Raw genomic sequence first — 22987 nt, 5'->3', positions numbered from 1 at the left:
GCAGCAATTTCTTAATGAGAAATTTGCATTTTATTAACATAAATCCCACACTCCGTCTCATCTGGTATGACCAGATCCACTTGCTGGATTCAGGAGACTGACATGCTCTACAAAGGCGACACCCTGTACCTCAACTGGCTGGAAGATGGCATTGCCGAACTGGTGTTCGATGCCCCCGGCTCAGTCAACAAGCTTGATACCGCGACGGTGGCCAGTCTTGGCCAGGCGCTGGATGTGCTTGAAAAACAATCTGAATTAAAAGGACTGCTGCTGCGCTCAAACAAAGCGGCTTTTATTGTCGGTGCAGATATCACCGAATTCCTTTCACTGTTCCAGGTCCCGGAAGAACAGCTGAGCCAGTGGCTGCACTTTGCCAACAGCGTCTTTAATCGTCTGGAAGATTTGCCTGTTCCGACAGTCTCCGCCGTTAACGGCTACGCGCTGGGCGGCGGCTGCGAGTGCGTGCTGGCAACCGACTATCGTCTGGCCACGCCAGACCTGCGCATCGGCCTGCCGGAAACAAAGCTGGGCATCATGCCAGGCTTTGGCGGTTCCGTACGTATGCCACGCATGCTGGGTGCCGATAGCGCCCTGGAGATTATCGCCGCCGGTAAAGATGTCGGGGCGGAACAGGCGCAGAAAATAGGCCTGGTGGACGGTGTGGTTAAACCAGAAAAACTGATTGAAGGCTCCCTCGCCATTCTGCATCAGGCCATTAATGGCGACCTCGACTGGAAAGCCAAACGTCAGCCGAAGCTGGAACCGTTGAAACTCAGCAAAATTGAAGCCGCCATGAGCTTCACCATCGCCAAAGGGATGGTGTTGCAGACGGCAGGCAAACACTACCCCGCGCCCATTACCGCCGTTAAAACGATTGAAGCCGCAGCCCGCTTTGGCCGTGATGAAGCGCTGAAACTGGAAAACCAAAGCTTTGTTCCGCTGGCGCACACTAATGAAGCTCGCGCACTGGTGGGCATCTTCCTGAACGATCAATTCGTGAAAGGTAAGGCGAAACAGCTGACCAAAAATGTTGAGACGCCAAAACAGGCGGCGGTACTCGGTGCAGGCATTATGGGCGGCGGCATCGCTTATCAGTCGGCCTGGAAAGGCGTGCCTGTGGTGATGAAAGACATCAACGAGAAATCCCTGACGCTGGGCATGACCGAAGCGGCCAAGCTGCTGAATAAACAGCTGGAACGCGGCAAAATTGACGGTCTGAAACTCTCAGGGGTGATCTCGACAATCCACCCGACCCTGGACTATAGCGGTTTCGACCGTGTGGATGTGGTCGTTGAAGCGGTCGTTGAGAACCCGAAAGTCAAAAAAGCGGTGCTGGCGGAAACCGAAGAGAAGGTTCGTCCTGATACCGTACTGGCCTCAAACACCTCCACCATCCCGATTAGCGAACTGGCAGGCGTTCTGAAGCGCCCGGAAAAGTTCTGCGGTATGCACTTCTTTAACCCGGTGCACCGTATGCCGCTTGTCGAAGTGATCCGTGGGGAAAAAACCTCTGACGAAACGATCGCCAAAGTCGTGGCATGGGCCAGCAAAATGGGCAAAACCCCAATCGTGGTCAACGACTGTCCGGGCTTCTTCGTCAACCGCGTGCTGTTCCCGTACTTCGCCGGTTTCAGCCAGCTCCTGCGCGACGGTGCGGATTTCCGCAAAGTCGACAAAGTGATGGAAAAACAGTTCGGCTGGCCGATGGGTCCGGCGTATCTGCTGGATGTGGTCGGCATTGACACCGCACACCACGCCCAGGCGGTGATGGCGGCAGGCTTCCCGCAGCGCATGCAGAAAGATTACCGCGACGCCATTGACGCCCTGTTTGACGCCAGCCGCTTTGGTCAGAAAAACGGCCTGGGCTTCTGGCGCTATAAAGAAGACAGCAAAGGTAAACCGAAGAAAGAAGAAGACGAGGCGGTGGATGGCCTGCTGGCCGACGTCAGCCAGCCGAAACGTGACTTCACCGACGATGAAATCATCGCCCGAATGATGATTCCAATGATCAACGAAGTGGTGCGTTGCCTGGAAGAAGGCATTATCGCCAGCCCGGCAGAAGCCGATATGGCGCTGGTGTACGGCCTCGGCTTCCCTCCGTTCCACGGCGGCGCGTTCCGCTGGCTGGATACGCTCGGCAGCGCCCGTTATCTCGATATGGCTCAGCAGTACCAGCACCTCGGCCCGCTGTATGACGTGCCGGAAGGTCTGCGTAACAAAGCGCGCCATAACGAACCCTATTACCCAGCAGTTGAGCCAGCCCGTCCGGTTGGCGAGCTGAAAACGGCTTAAGGAGTCACAATGGAAAAGGTTGTCATTGTTGATGCGATTCGCACCCCGATGGGCCGTTCAAAAGGCGGTGCATTCCGTAATGTGCGCGCGGAAGACCTCTCCGCGCACCTGATGCGTAGCCTGCTGGCGCGTAACCCGGCACTGGATCCCGCTGCGCTCGACGATATTTACTGGGGCTGTGTACAGCAAACCCTCGAACAGGGCTTTAACATCGCCCGTAACGCTTCGCTGCTGGCGGAGATCCCGCATTCAGTTCCGGCGGTGACCGTTAACCGTCTGTGTGGTTCGTCAATGCAGGCGCTGCACGACGCGGCACGCATGATCATGACCGGTGATGCGCAGGCCTGTCTGGTCGGCGGCGTGGAGCACATGGGCCACGTGCCGATGAGCCACGGGGTTGATTTCCACCCGGGTATGAGCCGTAACGTGGCGAAAGCGGCGGGAATGATGGGCCTGACCGCTGAGATGCTTTCCCGCCTCCACGGCATCAGCCGCGAAATGCAGGATACCTTTGCCGCGCGCTCCCACGCACGCGCCTGGGCCGCAACGCAGTCCGGCGCATTTAAGCATGAGATCATCCCAACCGGTGGTCACGATGCTGACGGCGTTTTGAAGCAGTTCAGCTACGATGAAGTGATTCGCCCGGAAACCACTGTAGAAACCCTTTCTACGCTGCGCCCGGCGTTTGACCCGGTCACCGGTACGGTAACGGCAGGCACCTCGTCTGCCCTATCTGACGGGGCCGCCGCGATGCTGGTGATGAGTGAAAGCCGTGCCCGCGAGTTAGGCCTGACGTCTCGTGCCCGGGTGCGTTCGATGGCGGTGGTGGGTTGCGATCCGTCCATTATGGGTTACGGTCCGGTGCCGGCCTCGAAGCTGGCGCTGAAAAAAGCAGGCTTAACCACCAGTGATATCGATCTGTTTGAGATGAACGAAGCCTTTGCCGCGCAGATCCTGCCGTGCATCAAAGATCTGGGCCTGATGGATCAGATAGACGACAAGATTAACCTCAATGGCGGCGCGATCGCCCTCGGTCACCCGCTGGGTTGTTCCGGGGCACGCATCAGCACCACGCTGATTAACCTGATGGAACGCAAAGACGCTCAGTTTGGTCTGGCGACGATGTGTATCGGGCTGGGTCAGGGTATCGCGACGGTATTTGAGCGAGTGTAAATCTTCGAGGGGTTCTTACAGCCAGTGTCGCCAGAACACGGCGGCACGCGAGCGGCGCCCGATGCGCTTACGGAAGTAAGGGATTCGGGTGAGCACGCGCAGCCATCGCAGTTATGGCGCCAGTGGCGAAGAGATAAAGTTTAGTTGCCGTTCTTCCCGCCTGTCAGGGGCGGGTTTTTTATTTAAATGAACGCGAACGCATCGCCGAAGAGACGGTCTTCACGCGCGTCACGTTCGTTGCAGAACAGGTCACGGGCAATTTTCGCCATCTCAAAACGGCCAGCAATATAGATATCATGTCCCGCCAGCGTGCCGTGATCCTGCAGCACCGCCGTCAGTACCGTACCGCTGCGCCCACGCCAGCCCTCTTCAGGCTGCTCCACCACCGGCTCAATGCGCAGGTGTGGATGATTGACGCTTAATGCTTCCAGTTCAGAGAGGTCGTAGAGATGTTTCTCTTCGCGGCCGCCCCAGTAGATGGTGATATCGCGATCCGGGTTACGCGCCAGGGCCGTCAGCAGGATAGAGCGCACATAAGAGAAACCCGTTCCCCCCGCAATCAGGATCAGCGGACGGTCTTCATCTTCACGCAGCCAGGCATCACCGTGAGGAATATCCACCACGATTTCACGTTCTTTCAGAATGCGGTCCATGACGGCCATCGCATACAGGTTAAGCTCAGACGCACCAATATGAAGCTCAATAAATTCCTGCTCTGCTGGCGTAGAAGCCATAGAGAAGGGACGCTTATCACGCTCATCCATCACGACCATCAAGTACTGACCGGCGCGGAAAGAGAATGCCGCTTCAGGCACTAAACGGACGCGATATACGGTGTCGGTGATAGCATCTACCGAGGTCACTTTACAGCTTAAGGTTGTCATTCGCTCTCTCTGTCGTGAAGTCTATAGGGCTTAACGGCCTGTTTCAGGTTTACCGTTATTCATTATGGCCAGTTCATCCCAGATCGCGTCAATGCGCGCGGTCACGGCAGGATCTTTTTTGATCGGTCGACCCCATTCACGCTCGGTTTCGCCGGGCCATTTGTTTGTGGCATCCAGTCCCATTTTTGAGCCAAGGCCGGAGACCGGCGAGGCAAAATCCAGATAATCTATCGGCGTGTTTTCGACTAACACCGTATCGCGCGCCGGATCCATTCGCGTAGTAATGGCCCAGATAACGTCATTCCAGTCGCGGGCGTTAACATCATCATCGCAGACAATAACAAATTTGGTATACATAAACTGGCGCAGGAAAGACCATACGCCCATCATCACGCGTTTAGCGTGACCAGGATATTGCTTCTTCATCGTCACCACCGCCAGGCGATACGAACACCCTTCCGGTGGCAGGTAAAAATCAACAATTTCCGGGAACTGCTTTTGCAGGATCGGCACAAACACTTCGTTCAGCGCCACTCCCAGTACCGCCGGTTCATCCGGTGGACGTCCGGTATAGGTGGAGTGGTAAATCGCATCTTCACGCTGGGTGATGTGCGTGACGGTAAACACCGGGAAGTTATCAACTTCGTTGTAATAGCCGGTGTGGTCACCGTATGGCCCTTCCGGTGCCATTTCGCCCTGCTCAAGGTAACCTTCCAGAACGATCTCCGCGCTGGCAGGAACTTCAAGGTCATTAGAAATACACTTCACGACTTCGGTTTTGGTTCCGCGCAGCAGGCCTGCAAAGGCATATTCGGACAGCGTATCCGGCACTGGCGTTACCGCCCCCAGAATCGTGGCCGGATCGGCGCCTAACGCAACGGAAACCGGGAAACGCTCGCCCGGGTGTTCAGCACACCACTCCTGGAAATCCAGGGCGCCGCCACGATGTGACAACCAGCGCATGATGAGCTTATTCTTGCCAATCAGCTGCTGGCGGTAAATACCCAGATTTTGTCGCTCTTTGTGCGGACCACGCGTGACGGTGAGCCCCCAGGTGATAAGCGGCGCAGCATCTTCAGGCCAGCATTGCATGACAGGAATTTTTGTCAGATCCACCGCATCGCCTTCCAGCACTTTCTGCTGACACGGTGCGCCGCGCAGACGTTTGGTTGGCATGTTTAGCACCTGCTTAAACTGCGGCAGTTTATCGAACAGATCGCGGAAACCTTTCGGTGGCTCTGGCTCTTTCAGAAACGCCAGCAGTTTACCCACTTCGCGCAGCGCCGTGACGTCCTCCTGTCCCATCCCCAACGCCACACGGCGCGGTGTACCAAACAGGTTGCATAGCACCGGCATCGAATACCCTTTTGGGTTTTCAAACAGTAAAGCGGGGCCACCGGCACGCAGGGTGCGGTCAGCAATTTCTGTCATTTCCAGATAAGGATCAACAGGAAGTGTAATGTGTTTGAGTTCGCCCTGCTTTTCCAGCAGCGTCAGGAAGTCGCGGAGATCGTGGTATTTCATGCAGTTAGTCATGGCCTCTCTGTAAGCGCTTCATTATACGGCGTAAGCCTGCTTGATGCTGTAATTTTGTTAAATTAGCGTGAACTTATGCATTCTGTTCCCTTTTCCCCCATTATAATCAACTTAGCGATCCCGCCAGGGTTTTGATATGCTTGCGCCCCGAACTAAGGGAAAGAGTGATTATGCAGGCCTGGTATTTACTGTATTGCAAACGCGGGCAACTTCAGCGCGCGCAGGAACATCTTGAACGTCAGTCTGTAAATTGCCTGACACCCGTGATCACGCTTGAAAAAATGCAGCGCGGGAAGCGCACGACCGTCAGTGAGCCATTATTCCCGAACTATCTGTTCGTTGAGTTCGACCCGGAAGTGATTCACACCACGACCATCAGCGCCACACGCGGTGTCAGCCACTTTGTGCGTTTTGGCGCTCACCCGGCCACGGTCCCGTCAACGGTGATTCATCAGCTTTCGGTGTACCAGCAACCTGAAGGCATCACCGATCCGGAAACCCCCTACGCAGGCGACAGCGTCGTCATCACTGAAGGGGCTTTCGAGGGCTTACAGGCGATTTTCGCCGAGCCTGACGGTGAAGCACGCTCCATGCTGTTGCTCAACCTGCTGAATAAGCAAGTATTGCAGAGCGTGAAAAACACCGACTTCCGCAAAGTTTAAACGTCTATCCCGAACAGGCGACGCACGTTGTCATCCGTCTGTGCGCAAAGCCAGTGCGGGTCTTCTCCGCGCCAGCGCGCTACGCTCTCAAGAATATGCCCCAGATAGGCCGGTTCGTTACGTCGAGAAGCCGGTTTGGGTTGCATATCTCGCGGCAGCAGATAAGGTGCGTCGGTTTCAACAAGCAAGCGGTCCGCCGGGATCACCGGCAACAGCTCGCGAAGCTCAAGCCCGCGACGTTCATCGCAAACCCAGCCGGTAATGCCCAGATATAACCCGCGTTCCAGACAATCCAGCGCTTCCTGCCGTGAACCGGTAAAGCAGTGCAGTACCGCACCGGGCAGTTTATCGAGCCAGGGTTCCAGTAAGGCGAGGAAGCGCTCATGCGCGTCACGGCAGTGCATAAACACAGGCATTCCAAGCTCCGCCGCCAGGGCGAGCTGGGCGGTGAAGGCGTTTTCCTGTTCGGCTGGTGTGGAAAAGTTACGGTTGAAATCGAGACCACATTCGCCAATGGCCACGACTTCAGGGGTTTTCGCCAGCCTGTGTATGATTTCAGCGCTCTGCGGCGTCCACTGGCTGCTGTCATGAGGATGCACGCCAGCGGTTGACCAGCAGCGATCATAGCGCTGAGCAAGCTGCTGCGCCTGCTCGCTTTCTTGCAGGTTGGTTCCCGTCAGGAGCAGCCCTTTCACCCCGGCGGCAAAAGCACGCGCGACGACTTCATCGCAGTCTTTCGCAAACTGCGAGCTGGTCAGGTTGAGTCCGATATCAAACATGCGATTCCCCATAGCACAACCGCCCTGACGGGCGGCTGGTTTTACTCTTCAGTGGTCTTTTCCGACGTATCGTCTTCGTCATCCGACCGACGCCCTTTTCCCACGTAGAAACGCGAGAAGAATACGCCGACTTCAAACAGACAATACATCGGTATTGCCAGCAGTGTTTGTGAGAAGACGTCAGGTGGTGTGAGCAGCATGCCAACCACAAACGCGCCGACCAGGATATACGGGCGCTTCTTACGCAGGTCATCAGGGGTCGTCACTCCTACCCAGCAAAGCAGCACAATGGCTACCGGCACTTCGAATGCCACGCCGAACGCCATAAACAGCGCCATCACAAAGCTGAGGTAGCTGGCGATATCCGTCGACACCTGAACCCCTTCCGGCGCGGTATGCGTCAGGAAGCCAAAGGCCAGCGGGAAGACAACAAAGTAGGCGAACGCCATGCCGATATAGAACAGCAGCGAGCTGGATACCAGCAGCGGGATCACCAGCTTGCGTTCATGCTTGTACAGCGCTGGCGCCACAAACGCCCACACCTGATAAAGAATGACCGGCGCAGAGGCAATCAGCGATACCCAGAAGGTGAGCTTAATAGGGGTAAAGAACGGTGATGCAACGTCGGTTGCGATCATCGTTGCCCCCAGCGGCATCTGCTTGATCAGCGGCGCAGAGACAACCTGGTAGATATCATTGGCGAAATAGACCAGGCATAAGAAAATGAGGAAAACCGCGATAATGCAGTTTAACAGGCGCTTACGCAGCTCTATGAGGTGCGTAATCAGCGGTTGGGTATCATCTACTGCCATGTTTACGCTTTATCACTCGACGAGGGGGATGATTCGGAAACAGGCTCGGCAGGCTTAACGTCAGCCGCTTTTACTACCGGTTCTTCCGGCTGCGCCTGTTTTTTCGGTTCAGATTCCTGCGGCGTTTGTTCAGGCGCGGTAGCCTGATGCTCCGCGCTGGCAGGCGTAACGCCCTCGCGCTGCGCTTCGCTGTCCTTCACCACCGGGTTGTGGATGGTGTTGGCTTCATCGCTCGCCTTTTCAGGATCGTTGACGCTGTAGGAGCGCTTCATGGATTCTGCCGCTTCACGCAGTTCATCCATTGAGGCTTTCAGTTCAGGCGTCAGGTTATCCATGCTCGCCTTTTCCACCTTTTTCAGGCTTTCCTGAAACTCCTGCAGCTTAAGTTCCTGCGCCAGCTCATTTTGTACGGTCGAAGCCAGCGATCTCAGCGCGCGTACCCAGCCCACAACGGTTTTCACCGCCACCGGCAGACGCTGGGGTCCTAACACTATCAGGCCAATCACAAAGACCAGCAGCAGCTCACTAAAACCAATGTCGAACACGAATTACACCTGCTCTTTATCGTGGCGTTTAGCGTCTTCTTTTTTCGCCTCTTCCTGCTTGTCGGAGATGGATTTAGCAGTAAAGTCAGCATCCTGGCTGGTTTTATCCTGCTTGCTCTCATCATCGCTCATCGCTTTCTTGAAGCCTTTGATAGACGCGCCCAGATCGGAGCCGATAGAACCGAGCTTTTTCGTGCCAAACAGCAGCACGACGATGACGGCAATGATCAACAATTGCCAGATACTGATACCACCCATACATGTACCTCAGGGATAGATGATTAATGAGTCAGGTCGCATTATACGTAGGCGACCCGTCGATAGCGACGCAAAATCAGCGCGTTTTTCTCCAGCCGGCGAGCCAGACCACAACACCGCCAGCCATCAGCCAGGCGGGCATCATCTGCCAGTCAGGGCGAGTAATCAGCAACAGCGTACCACTCAGCAGCAGCGTTGCTCCAATGCCAAAGAGATAGCGCGACTGCCCCTGTCGAACACGGCTGGACTGAAGCTCGCGGGCGATTTTATCCATGCTGTGCTGAAGGTTCTTGCTCTGACGCAAACTGTCGTAAATCAGTTCAGGAATATCAGGCATTTTTTCTATCCAGAACGGGCCTTTCTCTTTAATAGAGCGCACCAGCGCCGGAATGCCCACCTGATCCTTAATCCAGGATTCAAGGAAAGGTTTCGCAGTCTTCCATAAGTCTAACTGAGGATAGAGCTGTCGACCTACACCTTCAACGTAAAGTAATGTTTTCTGAAGTAAAACTAACTGTGGCTGCACTTCCATGTTGAAGCGGCGTGCCGTGTTAAACAGGTTCAGCAATACGTGTCCGAAGGAAATTTCTGCCAGCGGCTTTTCAAAAATCGGCTCGCAGACGGTACGGATAGCAAACTCAAATTCTTCGACGTTGGTGTCCGGCGGAACCCAGCCAGAATCAACGTGCAGCTCGGCCACCTTGCGGTAATCACGGTTAAAGAAGGCAATAAAGTTCTCAGCGAGATAGCGCTTATCTTCTTTGTTCAGCGAGCCCACAATACCGCAGTCAATACCGATATATTTCGGGTCTTCCGGGTGCTCATAACTGACGAAGATATTCCCCGGGTGCATGTCCGCGTGGAAAAAGCTGTCGCGGAATACCTGGGTAAAGAAGACCTGTACACCACGCTCGGCCAGCAGCTTCATGTTGGTTCCCTGCTTTTCCAGGGCTGCCACATCCGAGACCGGAATACCGTAAATCCGCTCCATTACCATCATGTTCTGGCTGCAGTAGTCCGAATACACTTCCGGCACATAGAGCATCGGGCTGTTTTCAAAGTTCCGGCGCAGCTGGATGGCATTTGCCGATTCACGCAGCAGGTTTAATTCATCAATCAGCGTTTTTTCATACTCCCGCACAACTTCCATTGGGCGCAGACGGCGTCCGTCGGGGAGCAGGCGCGGAACCCAGCGTGCAAGCCGATAGATAAGCTTCATGTCCGCTCGGATTACCGGCAGGATGTCCGGGCGGATCACTTTGATAACCACCTCTTTGCCGTTCTCTTTCAGACGTGCTGTATGCACCTGGGCGATAGAGGCTGAAGCAAGAGGTTCTATTTCGAAATCGTCAAACCAGGTCTCGACAGGAATATTGCCCATCGCCTCTTCGATCTGTTTTTTCGCTCTCACACCGTCAAACGGTGCAACGCGGTCCTGCAGCAGTGCCAGTTCATCGGCAATCTGAGGCGGGAAAAGATCGCGGCGAGTCGAGAGCATTTGCCCGAACTTAATCCATACCGGGCCCAGTTCCTGGAGCGCCAGGCGAAGACGTTCACCCAGCGGCTGATCTTTATGACGATTAGGCATCCAGAACAACATCCGCCGCCAGATGCGAAGCAGCAGCGTGATACGCATTTTGGGGATAAGCTCGTCGAGCCCGTAACTCAAAAAGGTGTGGATGATAAAATAGAGGCGCCGAATTTCACCAGGCGTCATTTGCCCTCCAGTTTTTCCAGCCGTTTGGTTAAGGCATCCACCGCGCGTTCAACCGCTGCGGTCTCTTCCGCAAACCATGCAACTTCAAGCGCGCCAGGGGCCATACGCCACTCTTCAGTCAGCACTTCCGCCGCATAGCGTTGCTGCCGTTGCAGACTCTTGCGAAGGAAAGCCGTACCGCCATGAATGGCTTTACCGATCCCTTCGGCAGCAATGTCGCCAATGAAAGGCGCAAGCAGCTCTGCCGGGTCAAACTCGGCCAGATCGCTGAGCGCAACGAAATTCTGTACGACCTGAATGTCGCCTTCCACTTCCAGCTCACCACTGCGGATAAGCGCCGTAAGCTGCTGACGGTCACGTAATTTTGGCAGCACGCTCATGTGCGTAATCACGGAGCAGTCGGCTTCACCTTCCCACTCACCCAGAACGTCAAGCTGGCGTTCACTGAAAACCAGCACAAGCGGTGTCGAGAACTCTTTCAGAACAACACGCAGCACCTTGCCGTTAAGCCGCTGACGTGCGACTTTTAGCGCCGGTGCGCGGTAAAGAAAGGCATTCAGGACATTCTCGATGCCTGCGGTGACTAAGGGTTTAAAGGGCACGGGAAACCTCCACTCAGAACTTATAACCACGATGCAGCGCGACGACACCTGCCGTCATGTTGAAATACTCAACGTTCTCGAATTCCGCATCCTGCATCATGGCCTTTAAGGTGTCCTGATCCGGGTGCATACGGATAGATTCCGCCAGGTACCGATAGCTTTCCGCGTCGTTTGCCACCAGCTCACCAATGCGCGGCAGCACATGGAATGAGTATGCGTCGTAAGCTTTGCTTAACGGCTCAAGAATCGGTTTGGAGAATTCGAGCACCAGCAGGCGTCCACCCGGCTTTAACACGCGGTACATGGAGCGCAGCGCTTTTTCTTTATCGGTGACGTTACGCAGGCCGAAGGAGATAGTGATGCAGTCAAAGGTATTATCCGGGAAAGGCAGCGCTTCGGCGTTCGCCTGCACATACTCGACATTACCTACCACGCCGATGTTACGCAGCTTCTCACGTCCCATTTTGAGCATTGAGTCGTTAATATCTGCCAGAACAACGCGACCGGTTTCGCCCACCAGACGGGAGAATTTTGCTGTCAAATCGCCTGTACCGCCGGCTAAATCCAGTACCGTTTGTCCACGACGCACACCGCTACAGTCGATGGTGAAGCGCTTCCACAAGCGATGAATGCCGAACGACATCAAGTCATTCATCACATCGTACTTCGCCGCCACGGAATGAAATACGTGGGCCACCATATCAGCTTTCTGCGCTTTGGCGACAGTCTGAAAGCCAAAGTGCGTCGTGTCTTGTGAATCGTCAACCATCTCAGAGCCTGCTTATCAGTAAAATGTTCGTGAAGTGTAACAGATTGGGCGCGTTTGCCCTACGTTTCAACCTTCGCGAAAGAAACGTGCCGGACGCTCGTCTGACGTTAAATCTGTCGCTAACGTATTGTCTTCACTGTTTGTCTTTTGTTCGCCAGCGCCTTCGCGCAGGCGAAACTCTTCATCCTGGGCGGTGGCCTGCTCAACTAATTCCGGATTAATCTCGCGCTTCACCTCCACACCCAGGGAACGAAACGCTTCGGCCTGCGCCAGTAAGTTGCCACGCCCGGAAGAGAGTTTTTTCATCGCCTGGCGATAGTTATCCTGGGCGCGGTCAAGGCTTTGCCCAACCGAGGACATATCATCCACAAAAAGGCGCATTTTGTCGTAAAGCTTGCTGGCACGATCGGCAATCTGCTGCGCATTGCGGCTCTGATGTTCATAGCGCCACAGGTTGGCAATGGTGCGCAATGCCACCAGCAGCGTGGTGGGGCTCACCAGCATAATGTTATTTTTTAGGGCTTCGGTAATCAGTTCAGGCTGTCTGTCGAGCGCCAGCAAGAACGCGGGTTCAACCGGAATAAACATCAGGACGTAATCCAGCGAGCGCAGGCCGGGTAACTGCTGGTAGTCTTTTCTGCCCAGCAGACGAATGTGGTTACGCACGGAGGCGATGTGCTCCTGCAACGCCGACTCGCGGGTGTAGTCATCTTCCGCATTGAAATAGCGCTCATAAGCCACCAGCGTCATTTTGGCGTCTATCACCACATCTTTGCCCTGCGGCAGCCGCACAATCACATCAGGCTGCATACGCGAGCGGGCATCGTTCTCGATACTCACCTGCGTTTCGTATTCATACCCTTCCCGCAGGCCAGAGGCCTCCAGCACGCGGGTCAGCACCACTTCTCCCCAGTTGCCCTGGGTTTTGTTATCGCCCTTCAGCGCACGGGTCAGGTTGACCGCTTCCTGCGCCATTCGCGCATTCAGCTGCTGAAGATTGCGAATTTCATGCGCCAGCGTGTGCCGCTCGCGAGCCTCCTGGCCAAAGCTGTCCTGTACCTGACGACGAAAGCCGTCCAGCTGTTCACGCAGGGGCGTTAGCAGGCTATTCAGGCTTTGGCGGTTTTGTTCGTCTACGCGGCGGTTGCTGTGTTCAAAAATGCGGTTCGCGAGGTTCTCGAACTGCTCGCTGAGGCGTTGCTCGCTGTTCATCATCTGGCGGATTTTATCTTCCGCATGCAGCTGGGTGGATTCGAGGCGGGTAGTCACTTCGCGGAGATCGGCCTCCAGCGAGGTGTTGATATCGCGAAGATTGCGCAGCTCGTTGTTGAGCAGTTCGCATTCGTCACGCCAGTGTTCGCTCAGCGCAACCTGCTGTTTTGCCGCGCTTAAATCGGCGACTATCTCTTCGCGCTCGGCCAGCTGATCGGCCTTTTGTTGCGCGTGCTGGTAGCTGGAAATCAGCCAGCCTGCCCCCACGCCCACCAGCGCAATCACTGCATAAATCAGGATTGAGATATCCACAATGCCCCCTGCATCAACGTATTACCTGCACAAAATAGAATTGTGCTGTATAAACGTCCAGTTTGAAAGGGTTTTCCTGCGAGGCGCTACGCAAAAAAAAGGCCGAACGGGTCGGCCTTTTTTCGTATAACAAGGGATTAGATCAGGCGACGCGCTGCTTCAACCACGATTTTCACAGCATGACTTTCGGTCTGCTTCATGGTTTCCGCGTTCGGGATCTCCTGCTGGGTACGGTTGACGATAACGCCCGCCACCATACCGGCACGCAGACCCTGGCTTGCGCACATGGTCAGCAAGGTTGCAGATTCCATTTCGTAGTTCATTACGCCCATAGACTGCCACTCTTCCATAGAACCTTTGAAACGGCTTACCACGCGGCCGGAGAAGGTGTCATAACGCTCCTGGCCTGGGTAGAAGGTATCAGAAGAGGCGGTCACGCCTACGTGGGTGGTTGCGCCAACGGATTTCGCGGCTTCAACCAGTGCGGTGGTGCATTCGAAATCCGCCACCGCCGGGAATTCCATAGGGGCAAAGTGCAGACTCGCGCCGTCCAGACGCACGGAAGCGGTTGTCACCAGCACGTCGCCAACGTTGATATGCGGCTGAATGGCACCGGTAGTCCCGATACGCAGGAAAGTACGAATGCCCAGCTGCGCCAGCTCTTCAACAGCAATTGAGGTGGACGGGCCACCGATACCGGTAGAACAGACGATCACCGCTTTGCCATCCAGCTCAGCGCGCCAGGTGGTGAATTCACGATGGGCAGCAAGCTTAACCGGCTTATCCATCAGCGCGGCGATCTTTTCCACACGCTCAGGATCGCCCGGGACGATAGCCAGCGTAGCCCCTTGTAAATCGTTTTTAGTGAGGCCGAGATGAAAAACATCAGACTTAGACATAGGTGACTCCTCTGTGGGTCGGTTAGTCAGAAGAAGTAAAAAGGTACTTTACAGAAGCAGTAAGCAGAATTACGTGACACATCTCACCATGAATGAAAATGATTGCAGTAAATTTCCATGAAATAGTGATTCACATCACATTAACAAGTTATATCGTCAGGTGCTGCACAAAAGATAGACCGTTTCAGGCACTGTGAATTGTTAACCTGGTGACTATATTTACCTTTGCGCTAACTCATTGGTACGGAGAATGCCATGACTGAAAAAACCGGTTTTGCACCTGCAGCGGCCCCTCATGCATCAACCATCGTCTCAACACCTGAAGAGGCCATTACGGCAGGTGAGACCTCCATCCCCTCGCAGGGGGAGAATATGCCTGCTTACCACGCGCGGCCAAAATCGGCCGACGGCCCGCTGCCCATCGTGATTGTGGTTCAGGAAATTTTCGGCGTTCACGAACATATTCGCGACCTTTGCCGCCGTCTGGCGCTGGAAGGTTATCTGGCCGTTGCGCCAGAGCTCTATTTCCGTCAGGGCGATCCGAACGACTACAGTGATATACCGACGCTGTTCAGCAACCTGGTCAGCAAAGTGCCGGATGCACAGGTACTGGCCGATCTGGACCACGTGGCCAGTTGGGCTGCGCGCAATGGCGGCGACGCACATCGTCTGATGGTGACGGGTTTCTGCTGGGGAGGACGTATCAGCTGGCTGTATGCCGCACATAATCCGCAGCTTAAAGCCGCCGTTGCCTGGTACGGCAAACTGGTGGGGGAGAAAACGCTGAACTCGCCGAAGCATCCCGTTGATATCGCCACCGAGTTAAATGCCCCAGTCTTAGGGCTGTATGGCGGCCAGGACACCGGGATCCCGCTTGATACGGTAGAGACCATGCGCCATGCGCTCCGTGCAGCCAATGCAAAAGCTGAAATCATCGTTTACCCGGATGCCGGCCACGCCTTTAATGCCGACTATCGTCCGAGCTATCACGCGGAATCGGCTAAAGATGGCTGGCAGCGGATGCTGGCATGGTTCAGCCAGTACGGCGGGAAAAAAGCGTAAAACAAAAGCCCGGTCGCGGCTACGCCTTGCCGGGCTTCGGATTTATCAGGCCTGACGCAAATTCTGCGCCGCCCTGACCATGTTCGCGAGTGCCGCGCGGGTCTCCGGCCAGCCGCGGGTTTTCAGTCCGCAGTCCGGGTTGACCCACAGGCGCTCAGCCGGGATCCGCTGGGCGGCTTTTTTCAGCAGGCTCTCAATCCACTCCACGCTCGGTACGTTCGGGGAGTGGATGTCGTAGACACCCGGCCCAATTTCGTTTGGATACTCGAACGCTTCGAAGGACTCCAGCAGTTCCATGTCTGAACGCGACGTTTCGATGGTGATCACGTCGGCATCCAGCGCGGCAATCGAATCCATAATGTCGTTAAATTCGCAGTAACACATGTGGGTGTGGATCTGCGTGTCGTCTTTCGCGACCGCGGCGTTGAGGCGGAAAGCCTCCACACCCCACTTCAGATAAGCATCCCAGTCACTGCGACGCAGCGGCAAACCTTCGCGTAGCGCCGGTTCATCAATCTGGATGATGCCGATACCCGCCGCTTCCAGATCGGCCACTTCATCACGCAGCGCGAGCGCAATCTGTTTGGCGATGGTTTCACGGGTCACATCTTCACGCGGGAAGGACCAGCAGAGGATCGTCACCGGGCCGGTCAGCATCCCTTTCACCGGTTTGTCGGTCAGGGACTGGGCGAATTTTGCCCACTCTACGGTGATTGCTTGCGGGCGGCTGACGTCACCAATCACCACCGGTGGCTTCACACAGCGGGAACCATAGCTCTGCACCCAACCGTTCTGCGTAAAGACGAAACCGTCCAGATGTTCGCCGAAGTATTCCACCATGTCGTTACGCTCGGCTTCACCGTGTACCAGCACGTCCAGACCTAAACGTTCCTGCTCAACAATCGCCTGTCTGATGTGCTCAGCGATGCCGGTGCGGTAGTGATTCGCATCGAGGTTGCCTTTTTTGAAATCCAGACGCAGGCCGCGGATCTCCGTCGTCTGCGGGAAGGAGCCGATGGTGGTGGTTGGCCACGCTGGCAGGTTGAAGCGGGCACGCTGGGCTTCGGCACGTACCTCATAGGGGCTCTGACGCTGGCTGTCCTGCGCGGTAATGGCCGCCAGACGTTTTTCGACCGCCGGGTTGTGGACGCGTGCCGAATGACGACGCGCCTGAATGGGGGCGCTCCAGTAGGTAATGGCCGTGGTGTCACCGCTATTTAACGCATCACGCAGCAGCGCCAGCTCTTCACATTTTTGCAGCGCAAAGGCAAACCAGCTCTTCACCTCGGGATCAAGGCGGGTTTCCACACTCAGATCGATTGGGCTGTGCAGCAGAGAGCAGGAGGAGGCCACCCACAGCTCACGTTTGCCGACGATATCTTTAATCTGTGCATATTTCTCGGTCAGATCGGCGCGCCAGACGTTACGGCCATTCACCAGTCCGGCCGAAAGCAACCACTCTTCAGGCAGACGTTTGTGCAGTTCGGCCACGTCATCTTTGCCGTGGACCAGGTCAACATGAAGACCCTGAACCGGCAGCGCAGTAATGGTACTCAGGTTCGGCGTCACGCCTTCAAAATAGGTGGTCAGCAATAGCTTCACCTGACCAGTAAGGGCATCGTAAGCGGGTTTAAACGCTTTCAGCCACGCCTGCGGCAGCTCCAGCACCAGCGCAGGCTCATCGATTTGCACCCACTGAATTCCGCGTTTACCCAGTTCAATCAGCACCTGTTTGTAGACCGGCAGAATATCGTTCAGCAGGCTGAGACGGTCAAACTGCTCGCCTTTCACTTTACCCAGCCACAAATACGTTACCGGCCCCAGCAGTACCGGTTTCACCTGGTGGCCCAGCGCCAGCGCTTCATCGACTTCGTCGAGCAACTGGGTCCAGCTCAGTTTGAACTGCTGGCCTTTCACAAATTCCGGCACCATATAGTGATAGTTGGTGTTGAACCACTTGGTCATTTCCGCCGCTGCCGCAGGCTCTCCTGTTGGCGCACGGCCACGGCCAATGCGGAACAGGGTGTCGATATCTACCGATCCATCTTTGTTCTGATGACGAGCCGGCACGTTGCCAAGCAGCAGGCTGGTGGTTAGAACATGGTCGTACCAGGCGAAATCGCCCACGGGCAGCAGGTCAATGCCCGCCTGCTTTTGCTGTTCCCAGTGGCGCGCACGCAGTTCGCGGCCCACGGCCAGCAATTCTTCACGGCCAGAGGTACCTGCCCAGTAACTTTCCTGCGCTTTTTTCAGCTCGCGGCGAAGGCCAACGCGAGGGAAACCGAGAGTGTGATTGCGAATTGTCATGGTGTGTCCCCTGTGAATTTTTCGTATTTAGCCATCCAGATGTTTACACATCCATAATTGGCAGTTACTGTATATTCCTCAAGCGCAAAATGTTCATGGCGAAGTGAAGGACTTTCATGATCGAGATTAAACACCTGAAAACGCTACAAGCGTTGCGAAATTGCGGTTCTCTCGCGGCGGCGGCAGCCACGCTGCACCAGACCCAGTCCGCCCTTTCTCACCAGTTCAGCGATCTGGAACAACGCCTCGGCTTTCGTCTTTTTGTGCGTAAGAGCCAGCCGCTACGCTTTACGCCTCAGGGCGAGATCCTGCTGCAGCTGGCTAATCAGGTGCTGCCGCAAATAGCCAGCGCGCTGCAGTCCTGTAACGAGCCGCAGCAAACCAGGCTGCGTATCGCCATTGAGTGTCACAGCTGTATTCAATGGCTGACACCCGCGCTTGAGAACTTCCGCCAGAGGTGGCCGCAGGTGGAGATGGATTTCAAATCCGGCGTGACGTTCGACCCGCAGCCGTCGCTCCAGCAGGGCGAACTGGATCTGGTGATGACCTCAGACATTCTGCCCCGCAGCGGCCTGCACTATTCACCAATGTTTGATTATGAGGTACGTCTGGTGCTGGCTCCGGATCATCCGCTGGCCAGTAAAACGCGTATCACCCCGGAAGATTTAGCCAGTGAAACGCTGCTGATTTACCCGGTACAGCGCAGTCGGCTGGATATCTGGCGTCACTTCCTGCAGCCGGCCGGCATTAGCCCGCAGCTCAAAAGCGTGGATAACACCCTGCTGTTGATTCAGATGGTTGCCGCCAGAATGGGCATCGCGGCGCTGCCACACTGGGTTGTGGAGAGTTTTGAACGCCAGGGTCTGGTTGTCACCAAAACCCTGGGTGAGGGACTATGGAGCCGGCTGTACGCCGCCGTGCGCGATGGCGAGCAGCGTCAGCCGATTACGGAAGCGTTTATTCGCTCTGCGCGGAACCACGCGTGCGACCATCTTCCGTTTGTGCGGAGCGCGGAGCGACCCAACGGCGATGGACCCACAGCGAAGCCAGAATCACTGCTCCCCCAATAAGGAAGCTCGGCCAGTGAGGCTGCTGCTGCCAGATGGCAAGGTTCACCAGCAGCCCTGCAGGCACATGCACGTTGTTCATGATCCCCAGCGTACCGGCGTCTACCTGCGTAGCGCCGTAGTTCCACATGAAGTAACCCAGCCCCGATGCCACCACGCCCAGCCAGACCAGAACGCCCCACTGCAGGGTTGTCGTCGGGAGCTTTTGCGGGTTACCGAGCATAAACCATGCCGCCACCGCGACGATCGCTGCCCCCATATAGAACCAGGCGAACGCGTTATGCTGTGGCATCGGGCGGGTTTCCATCAGGCGCTTGTACCCGACCATACCGATGGCAAAGCTGAGGTTCGCCAGCTGCACGAACATCAGCCCGGTCCAGAAGTGGTCGCTCACTTTGTCGTAGCGAATAATCGCCGCCCCGATCACCGCCAGCGCCGCGCTCAACAGATATCCCCAGCGCAAACGACGTTTGCTGAGCAGATCGTAAATCAGCGTGATATAGAGCGGCGTAAGCACGGTGAAAAGCAGAAATTCAGAGACAGACAGGTAGACGTAAGCCCGGAAGCTGAACAGGTACATGATGCCGAGCTGCATCGCCCCCACCAGCATGTACAGCAAAATGGTCTTCAGCGATTGCCCGCGTGTACGCAGGAAGGGCAGGAATACCAGCGCCGCCAGCCCCACGCGCATCAGCACCGAGAAGTAGCTGTCGACGTGCCCGGCGAGGTATTCGCCAATCAGGCTAAAAGAGAAGGCCCACAGGATAGTGGTAATAATGAGTAGCGCCACAATGCTTGTCTCTCAGAAAGAAGGACAGGCATTGTAGCGAACTCTTTAGTTGACAACTGAGCAATAAACAATCAAATGAAGATTATTCAAGGAACAGTTTGCGCAGGTATTTTGGTACCGCGTTGTCAGCGTTAGACCCAATCACTTCCAGTTCCGGGTGCAGGTCTTTCAGACGCTGGTGTGCATTCTGCATAATGCAGCCTTTGCCCGCCATAGAGAGCATCTCGGCGTCGTTCATGCCATCACCGAAGGCGATACAGTCTTTCAGTTCGAAGCCAAGACGTTTCGCCACGGCTTCCAGCGCGTGCCCTTTGGAAACACCCCCCGCCATAACTTCCAGACAGGTCAGGGTCGAGAAACTCACGTTGACGCGGTCACCCCAACGCGCATTAATCGCCTGTTCCAGCGGCAGCAACGCTTCGTGGCTTTCGCAGGTAAAGAACACCTTGCTGATCCCTTCCGGCTCCAGCAGGCCTGGCTCGTACAGGGAATAGTTAAATACCGCTTCCTTGAAGAAACGCATTTCATCCGGGCGATGGCGATTCATGAACCAGTCGTCATCGCGATAAACGTTAGTGATAATGTCCGGGTTGTTATGCACTACGCCGAACAGATCGGCGGCAATGTCGCGATCCAGGTTATGCGTAAAGATCAGGTTGCCATCGGTATCGTGCACGCGCGCACCGTTGGAGGTGATCATGTACGATTTGATCTCAAGATTATCGCGGATCTGCCCCACGTCCACGTGGTGGCGGCCGGTGGCAAACACGAAGTTCACCCCGCGGGCGGTCAGAAGCTTTAAGGTCTCTTTCGCGTAAGGCGACAAGGTATGGTCGGGCGAAAGCAGCGTGCCATCTAAATCAGATGCAACAACCTGGTACATAGGGATTTCAACCTCTGGTGGTAAAACAACAATCAATTATGCCTGTCGAAAAATTCAACAATGGCGTTTAGCGCGACTGAGCGCATAGCGTCCTTTTCAAAAAGGATCTCATGGTACGCGCCGTTGATGACCAGCGGTTTACCCCCTTCGCAAGGGTGACCGGCCGCAGCGCGGAGTTCACAAAAGCGGTCATGCATGCGGTTATCCACCACACGCTCTTCTTCAGCCTGAATCAGAAGTGTCGGCGTATCATCTTTACCAACACCAGCAAGCACCTGTTCACCGGCAAGGATCCCTTCCCGCACCCAGTGATATGTCGGGCCACCGACGCGCAGGCGCGGTTCATCGGCATAAAAACGCAGGTTACGGCGATAACGCTGCCGGCTATGGGTCAATACGTTGAGGGCAAACGGCAGCGCGCGCCAGCGCCCTGTCCCAATGGCATACCCTTCACGAATGCGCTGATGGCCCTCAGCCCAGTCGAGAATATGGCGCACCATCCAGTCCGGAAAACGCATGACGATGCCATACATCGGCGCGGTAAGCGCAATGGCATCACACTGGTGGTCATAGCGCTGTAAAAACAGCGTCGAAATCGCCCCACCCATGGAGTGCGCCAGAATATAGCGCTTACGCCATGGGCCCGGCTGAACCTCCTGCTGCCAGAAGGCGGCAAGATCGTCGACGTAATCGCTGAAGTTATCCACATGACCGCGATGCGTGTCCGACAATAAGCGGCCAGAAAGCCCCTGCCCGCGATGGTCGATAATCAACACATCGAAGCCCAGATGGAACAGGTCATAGGCCAGTTCAGCGTATTTGATGTAGCTCTCGATACGTCCCGGACAGACCACGATCACCCGATCGTTTTTCTCATCATGGAAACGCACAAAGCGTACCGGAACATCGCCAACACCCGTAAACTCATCTTCCTCACGCTGACGCCAGAAATCGGTCAGCGGCCCCATAGAGAAAGCAGCAAATGCGTTTTCTCGTGTTTCCCAGTCCTTTTTCTGCTGAAACATCGGGTTTCCACCCCCGTAAGCCAAGGAATATCGTTTTTTCGTCACCGGTCACAAAATGACGTAACAATAGCGTATTGTGGCATAAAAACAGACAATTCGGGAGTTTCAAATGACCTTCGAGTGGTGGTTCGCTTATCTGCTGACATCCATCATCCTTAGCCTTTCCCCAGGTTCAGGCGCCATTAACACCATGACCACCTCCATCAACCACGGCTATCGCGGTGCCGCGGCGTCCATTGCCGGTTTGCAGACCGGTCTGGGCATTCATATCGTGCTGGTGGGCATTGGTCTGGGTACGCTGTTCTCCCGCTCGGTACTGGCCTTTGACGTGCTGAAATGGGCCGGTGCCGCGTATCTGATTTGGCTCGGTATTCAGCAGTGGCGTGCGGCAGGCTCAATTGATCTTAATACGCTCGCCCAGACGCAAACACGCGGGCGCCTGTTTAAACGCGCGGTGTTTGTGAACCTGACCAACCCGAAAAGTATTGTTTTCCTCGCCGCGCTGTTCCCGCAGTTTATCGTCCCGCATCAGCCACAGGTTATGCAGTACGTGGTGCTGGGTGCGACCACCATTGTTGTCGATATCATCGTGATGATTGGTTACGCGACGCTGGCGCAGCGGATTGCGGTGTGGATTAAAGGGCCTAAGCAGATGAAGGCCCTGAACAAAATCTTTGGTTCGCTGTTTATGCTGGTAGGCGCGCTGCTTGCGTCAGCGCGTCATGCTTAGCGAGAAATAATGAGATGAATGCCAAAGCCGGCGAACAACGCGCCGGCGAAGCCGTCAATCCACTTCGCAATACGCTGGTAACCGCGGCGCATCGCCGGTAAGGCAAACAGGCTGGCAACCACGGTAAACCACGCAAAAGTTTCCACCACGATCAGCAGGAAGATGCCCCAACGCGCACCCGCACCCACGTTGTCACCCACAAAAAGGGAGAACACGGAGCCGAAATAGATAATCGCTTTTGGGTTCGCCAGGTTGGTGAGCAGCCCTTTAATAAAACTCCGGCCGCCCGTTGCCAGCTCAACTTTCGGCTCTTCCGGCTTTTTCTCTTCTTTCTTCAACGCCCCGCGCAGCATCTGGTAGCCCATCCAGCAAAGGTAAAGCCCCCCGCCAACCATGATGATGTTGTGCAACCAGGCCATCTTCGCCAGAATCAGGTTCAGACCAAGCAGCGCCACAGCCGCCCAGACCATAACGCCCATGGTGATACCCAGCACCCCCATCATCGCTTCTTTGCGGGAGCGGCTGACGGCGGTTTGGGACACGAAGAAAAAGTCAGGACCCGGGCTCATGAGCGCAACGATGTGCACTAACGCCACGGTAAGAAATAGCATTAACATAATTAACTCGCAGGGAAATAATTAAGTGAGTCACCATCCTGACATTTTTTAGGC

General features: G+C 55.5%; 22 protein-coding genes. 6 read left to right on the top strand and 16 right to left on the bottom strand.

Annotated elements, in window-relative coordinates:
- Window positions 1-102 precede the first annotated feature (102 nt).
- On the top strand, window positions 103-2292 hold the full coding sequence (gene fadB, locus AM410_RS07955; protein ID WP_073397791.1) for a fatty acid oxidation complex subunit alpha FadB: 2190 nt from the start codon (window positions 103-105) through the stop codon (window positions 2290-2292).
- A gap of 9 nt (window positions 2293-2301) precedes the next feature.
- A complete protein-coding gene (gene fadA / locus AM410_RS07950; RefSeq protein WP_108647694.1) occupies window positions 2302-3465 on the top strand; it encodes an acetyl-CoA C-acyltransferase FadA in 1164 nt (387 codons plus the stop codon).
- Window positions 3466-3647: 182 nt separating this feature from the next.
- On the opposite strand, the gene fre is transcribed toward fadA, so the two are convergent.
- Both fre and ubiD read right to left on the bottom strand, forming a co-directional pair.
- The gene (fre, locus tag AM410_RS07945) at window positions 3648-4349 is read right to left on the bottom strand and encodes an NAD(P)H-flavin reductase (protein WP_014172106.1); all 702 of its coding nucleotides are present in this window, start codon (window positions 4347-4349) and stop codon (window positions 3648-3650) included.
- A 30-nt stretch (window positions 4350-4379) separates the two neighbouring features.
- Window positions 4380-5885 (bottom strand): 4-hydroxy-3-polyprenylbenzoate decarboxylase, encoded by a 1506-nt coding sequence (gene ubiD / locus AM410_RS07940; RefSeq protein WP_181012752.1) that lies wholly within the window; start codon window positions 5883-5885, stop codon window positions 4380-4382.
- Window positions 5886-6055: 170 nt separating this feature from the next.
- On the opposite strand from ubiD, the gene rfaH reads away from it, so the two are divergent.
- Window positions 6056-6547 (top strand): transcription/translation regulatory transformer protein RfaH, encoded by a 492-nt coding sequence (gene rfaH, locus AM410_RS07935; protein ID WP_020882871.1) that lies wholly within the window; start codon window positions 6056-6058, stop codon window positions 6545-6547.
- Here the strand turns inward: rfaH and tatD are convergent.
- The 9 genes from tatD to udp form a co-directional block, all read right to left on the bottom strand.
- Window positions 6544-7326: a 3'-5' ssDNA/RNA exonuclease TatD gene (gene tatD, locus AM410_RS07930; protein ID WP_047742250.1), complete on the bottom strand. Its 783-nt coding sequence runs from the start codon at window positions 7324-7326 to the stop codon at window positions 6544-6546. The two genes, rfaH and tatD, sit on opposite strands and share 4 nt — an antisense overlap.
- A gap of 41 nt (window positions 7327-7367) precedes the next feature.
- Entirely contained in the window at window positions 7368-8138 is a 771-nt protein-coding gene (tatC, locus tag AM410_RS07925; protein WP_014172110.1) for a Sec-independent protein translocase subunit TatC, read from the bottom strand.
- 2 nt (window positions 8139-8140) lie between these two features.
- Window positions 8141-8683, bottom strand: a complete 543-nt coding sequence (gene tatB, locus AM410_RS07920; RefSeq protein WP_073397794.1) for a Sec-independent protein translocase protein TatB — start codon at window positions 8681-8683, stop codon at window positions 8141-8143.
- Window positions 8684-8686: 3 nt separating this feature from the next.
- A complete protein-coding gene (tatA, locus tag AM410_RS07915; protein ID WP_020882874.1) occupies window positions 8687-8941 on the bottom strand; it encodes a Sec-independent protein translocase subunit TatA in 255 nt (84 codons plus the stop codon).
- A 76-nt stretch (window positions 8942-9017) separates the two neighbouring features.
- Window positions 9018-10658, bottom strand: coding sequence for a ubiquinone biosynthesis regulatory protein kinase UbiB (gene ubiB, locus AM410_RS07910; protein WP_073397796.1), 1641 nt, complete (start codon window positions 10656-10658; stop codon window positions 9018-9020).
- Entirely contained in the window at window positions 10655-11260 is a 606-nt protein-coding gene (ubiJ, locus tag AM410_RS07905; RefSeq protein WP_073397798.1) for a ubiquinone biosynthesis protein UbiJ, read from the bottom strand. The genes ubiB and ubiJ overlap by 4 nt, the downstream gene beginning before the upstream one ends.
- Before the next feature lie 13 nt (window positions 11261-11273).
- Entirely contained in the window at window positions 11274-12029 is a 756-nt protein-coding gene (gene ubiE, locus AM410_RS07900; protein WP_014172115.1) for a bifunctional demethylmenaquinone methyltransferase/2-methoxy-6-polyprenyl-1,4-benzoquinol methylase UbiE, read from the bottom strand.
- A gap of 66 nt (window positions 12030-12095) precedes the next feature.
- Window positions 12096-13553, bottom strand: coding sequence for a DNA recombination protein RmuC (rmuC, locus tag AM410_RS07895; RefSeq protein ID WP_108647691.1), 1458 nt, complete (start codon window positions 13551-13553; stop codon window positions 12096-12098).
- A 137-nt stretch (window positions 13554-13690) separates the two neighbouring features.
- Window positions 13691-14452: a uridine phosphorylase gene (gene udp / locus AM410_RS07890; RefSeq protein ID WP_003860792.1), complete on the bottom strand. Its 762-nt coding sequence runs from the start codon at window positions 14450-14452 to the stop codon at window positions 13691-13693.
- Between the two features lie 255 nt (window positions 14453-14707).
- On the opposite strand from udp, the gene AM410_RS07885 reads away from it, so the two are divergent.
- A complete protein-coding gene (locus AM410_RS07885; RefSeq protein ID WP_014172118.1) occupies window positions 14708-15514 on the top strand; it encodes a dienelactone hydrolase family protein in 807 nt (268 codons plus the stop codon).
- Between the two features lie 45 nt (window positions 15515-15559).
- Here AM410_RS07885 and metE read toward each other — a convergent pair whose 3' ends face one another.
- Complete coding sequence (gene metE / locus AM410_RS07880; RefSeq protein WP_073397800.1) at window positions 15560-17821, bottom strand: 5-methyltetrahydropteroyltriglutamate--homocysteine S-methyltransferase; 2262 nt, start codon at window positions 17819-17821, stop codon at window positions 15560-15562.
- A 116-nt stretch (window positions 17822-17937) separates the two neighbouring features.
- Here metE and metR point away from each other — a divergent pair, with 116 nt between their 5' ends.
- Window positions 17938-18891, top strand: coding sequence for an HTH-type transcriptional regulator MetR (metR, locus tag AM410_RS07875; protein WP_014172120.1), 954 nt, complete (start codon window positions 17938-17940; stop codon window positions 18889-18891).
- Here the strand turns inward: metR and AM410_RS07870 are convergent.
- From AM410_RS07870 to pldB, 3 genes are all read right to left on the bottom strand, one after another.
- Window positions 18779-19678: a carboxylate/amino acid/amine transporter gene (locus tag AM410_RS07870; RefSeq protein ID WP_014172122.1), complete on the bottom strand. Its 900-nt coding sequence runs from the start codon at window positions 19676-19678 to the stop codon at window positions 18779-18781. The genes metR and AM410_RS07870 overlap by 113 nt on opposite strands.
- 82 nt (window positions 19679-19760) lie before the next feature.
- A complete protein-coding gene (yigL, locus tag AM410_RS07865; protein ID WP_020882878.1) occupies window positions 19761-20561 on the bottom strand; it encodes a sugar/pyridoxal phosphate phosphatase YigL in 801 nt (266 codons plus the stop codon).
- Window positions 20562-20593: 32 nt separating this feature from the next.
- A complete protein-coding gene (pldB, locus tag AM410_RS07860; protein WP_020882879.1) occupies window positions 20594-21586 on the bottom strand; it encodes a lysophospholipase L2 in 993 nt (330 codons plus the stop codon).
- A 109-nt stretch (window positions 21587-21695) separates the two neighbouring features.
- Between pldB and rhtB the strand changes: the two genes are divergently transcribed.
- On the top strand, window positions 21696-22316 hold the full coding sequence (gene rhtB / locus AM410_RS07855) for a homoserine/homoserine lactone efflux protein (RefSeq protein ID WP_014172125.1): 621 nt from the start codon (window positions 21696-21698) through the stop codon (window positions 22314-22316).
- Here the strand turns inward: rhtB and rhtC are convergent.
- On the bottom strand, window positions 22313-22933 hold the full coding sequence (gene rhtC, locus AM410_RS07850; protein WP_014172126.1) for a threonine export protein RhtC: 621 nt from the start codon (window positions 22931-22933) through the stop codon (window positions 22313-22315). The two genes, rhtB and rhtC, sit on opposite strands and share 4 nt — an antisense overlap.
- Window positions 22934-22987 lie beyond the last annotated feature (54 nt).

The organism is Enterobacter cloacae complex sp. FDA-CDC-AR_0164, from assembly GCF_003071645.1.
Taxonomy (GTDB): domain Bacteria; phylum Pseudomonadota; class Gammaproteobacteria; order Enterobacterales; family Enterobacteriaceae; genus Enterobacter; species Enterobacter ludwigii.
This window is presented reverse-complemented; position numbering and strand designations above follow the sequence as displayed.

What these genes read in the sequence shown, in the direction of transcription:
- fadB (WP_073397791.1), top strand. Translation starts at nt 103, where the DNA reads ATGCTCTACAAAGGCGACACCCTGTACCTCAACTGGCTGGAAGATGGC.
- fadA (WP_108647694.1), top strand. Translation starts at nt 2,302, where the DNA reads ATGGAAAAGGTTGTCATTGTTGATGCGATTCGCACCCCGATGGGCCGT.
- fre (WP_014172106.1), bottom strand. Translation starts at nt 4,349, where the DNA reads ATGACAACCTTAAGCTGTAAAGTGACCTCGGTAGATGCTATCACCGAC.
- ubiD (WP_181012752.1), bottom strand. Translation starts at nt 5,885, where the DNA reads ATGACTAACTGCATGAAATACCACGATCTCCGCGACTTCCTGACGCTG.
- rfaH (WP_020882871.1), top strand. Translation starts at nt 6,056, where the DNA reads ATGCAGGCCTGGTATTTACTGTATTGCAAACGCGGGCAACTTCAGCGC.
- tatD (WP_047742250.1), bottom strand. Translation starts at nt 7,326, where the DNA reads ATGTTTGATATCGGACTCAACCTGACCAGCTCGCAGTTTGCGAAAGAC.
- tatC (WP_014172110.1), bottom strand. Translation starts at nt 8,138, where the DNA reads ATGGCAGTAGATGATACCCAACCGCTGATTACGCACCTCATAGAGCTG.
- tatA (WP_020882874.1), bottom strand. Translation starts at nt 8,941, where the DNA reads ATGGGTGGTATCAGTATCTGGCAATTGTTGATCATTGCCGTCATCGTC.
- ubiB (WP_073397796.1), bottom strand. Translation starts at nt 10,658, where the DNA reads ATGACGCCTGGTGAAATTCGGCGCCTCTATTTTATCATCCACACCTTT.
- ubiE (WP_014172115.1), bottom strand. Translation starts at nt 12,029, where the DNA reads ATGGTTGACGATTCACAAGACACGACGCACTTTGGCTTTCAGACTGTC.
- udp (WP_003860792.1), bottom strand. Translation starts at nt 14,452, where the DNA reads ATGTCTAAGTCTGATGTTTTTCATCTCGGCCTCACTAAAAACGATTTA.
- AM410_RS07885 (WP_014172118.1), top strand. Translation starts at nt 14,708, where the DNA reads ATGACTGAAAAAACCGGTTTTGCACCTGCAGCGGCCCCTCATGCATCA.
- metE (WP_073397800.1), bottom strand. Translation starts at nt 17,821, where the DNA reads ATGACAATTCGCAATCACACTCTCGGTTTCCCTCGCGTTGGCCTTCGC.
- metR (WP_014172120.1), top strand. Translation starts at nt 17,938, where the DNA reads ATGATCGAGATTAAACACCTGAAAACGCTACAAGCGTTGCGAAATTGC.
- yigL (WP_020882878.1), bottom strand. Translation starts at nt 20,561, where the DNA reads ATGTACCAGGTTGTTGCATCTGATTTAGATGGCACGCTGCTTTCGCCC.
- pldB (WP_020882879.1), bottom strand. Translation starts at nt 21,586, where the DNA reads ATGTTTCAGCAGAAAAAGGACTGGGAAACACGAGAAAACGCATTTGCT.
- rhtB (WP_014172125.1), top strand. Translation starts at nt 21,696, where the DNA reads ATGACCTTCGAGTGGTGGTTCGCTTATCTGCTGACATCCATCATCCTT.
- rhtC (WP_014172126.1), bottom strand. Translation starts at nt 22,933, where the DNA reads ATGTTAATGCTATTTCTTACCGTGGCGTTAGTGCACATCGTTGCGCTC.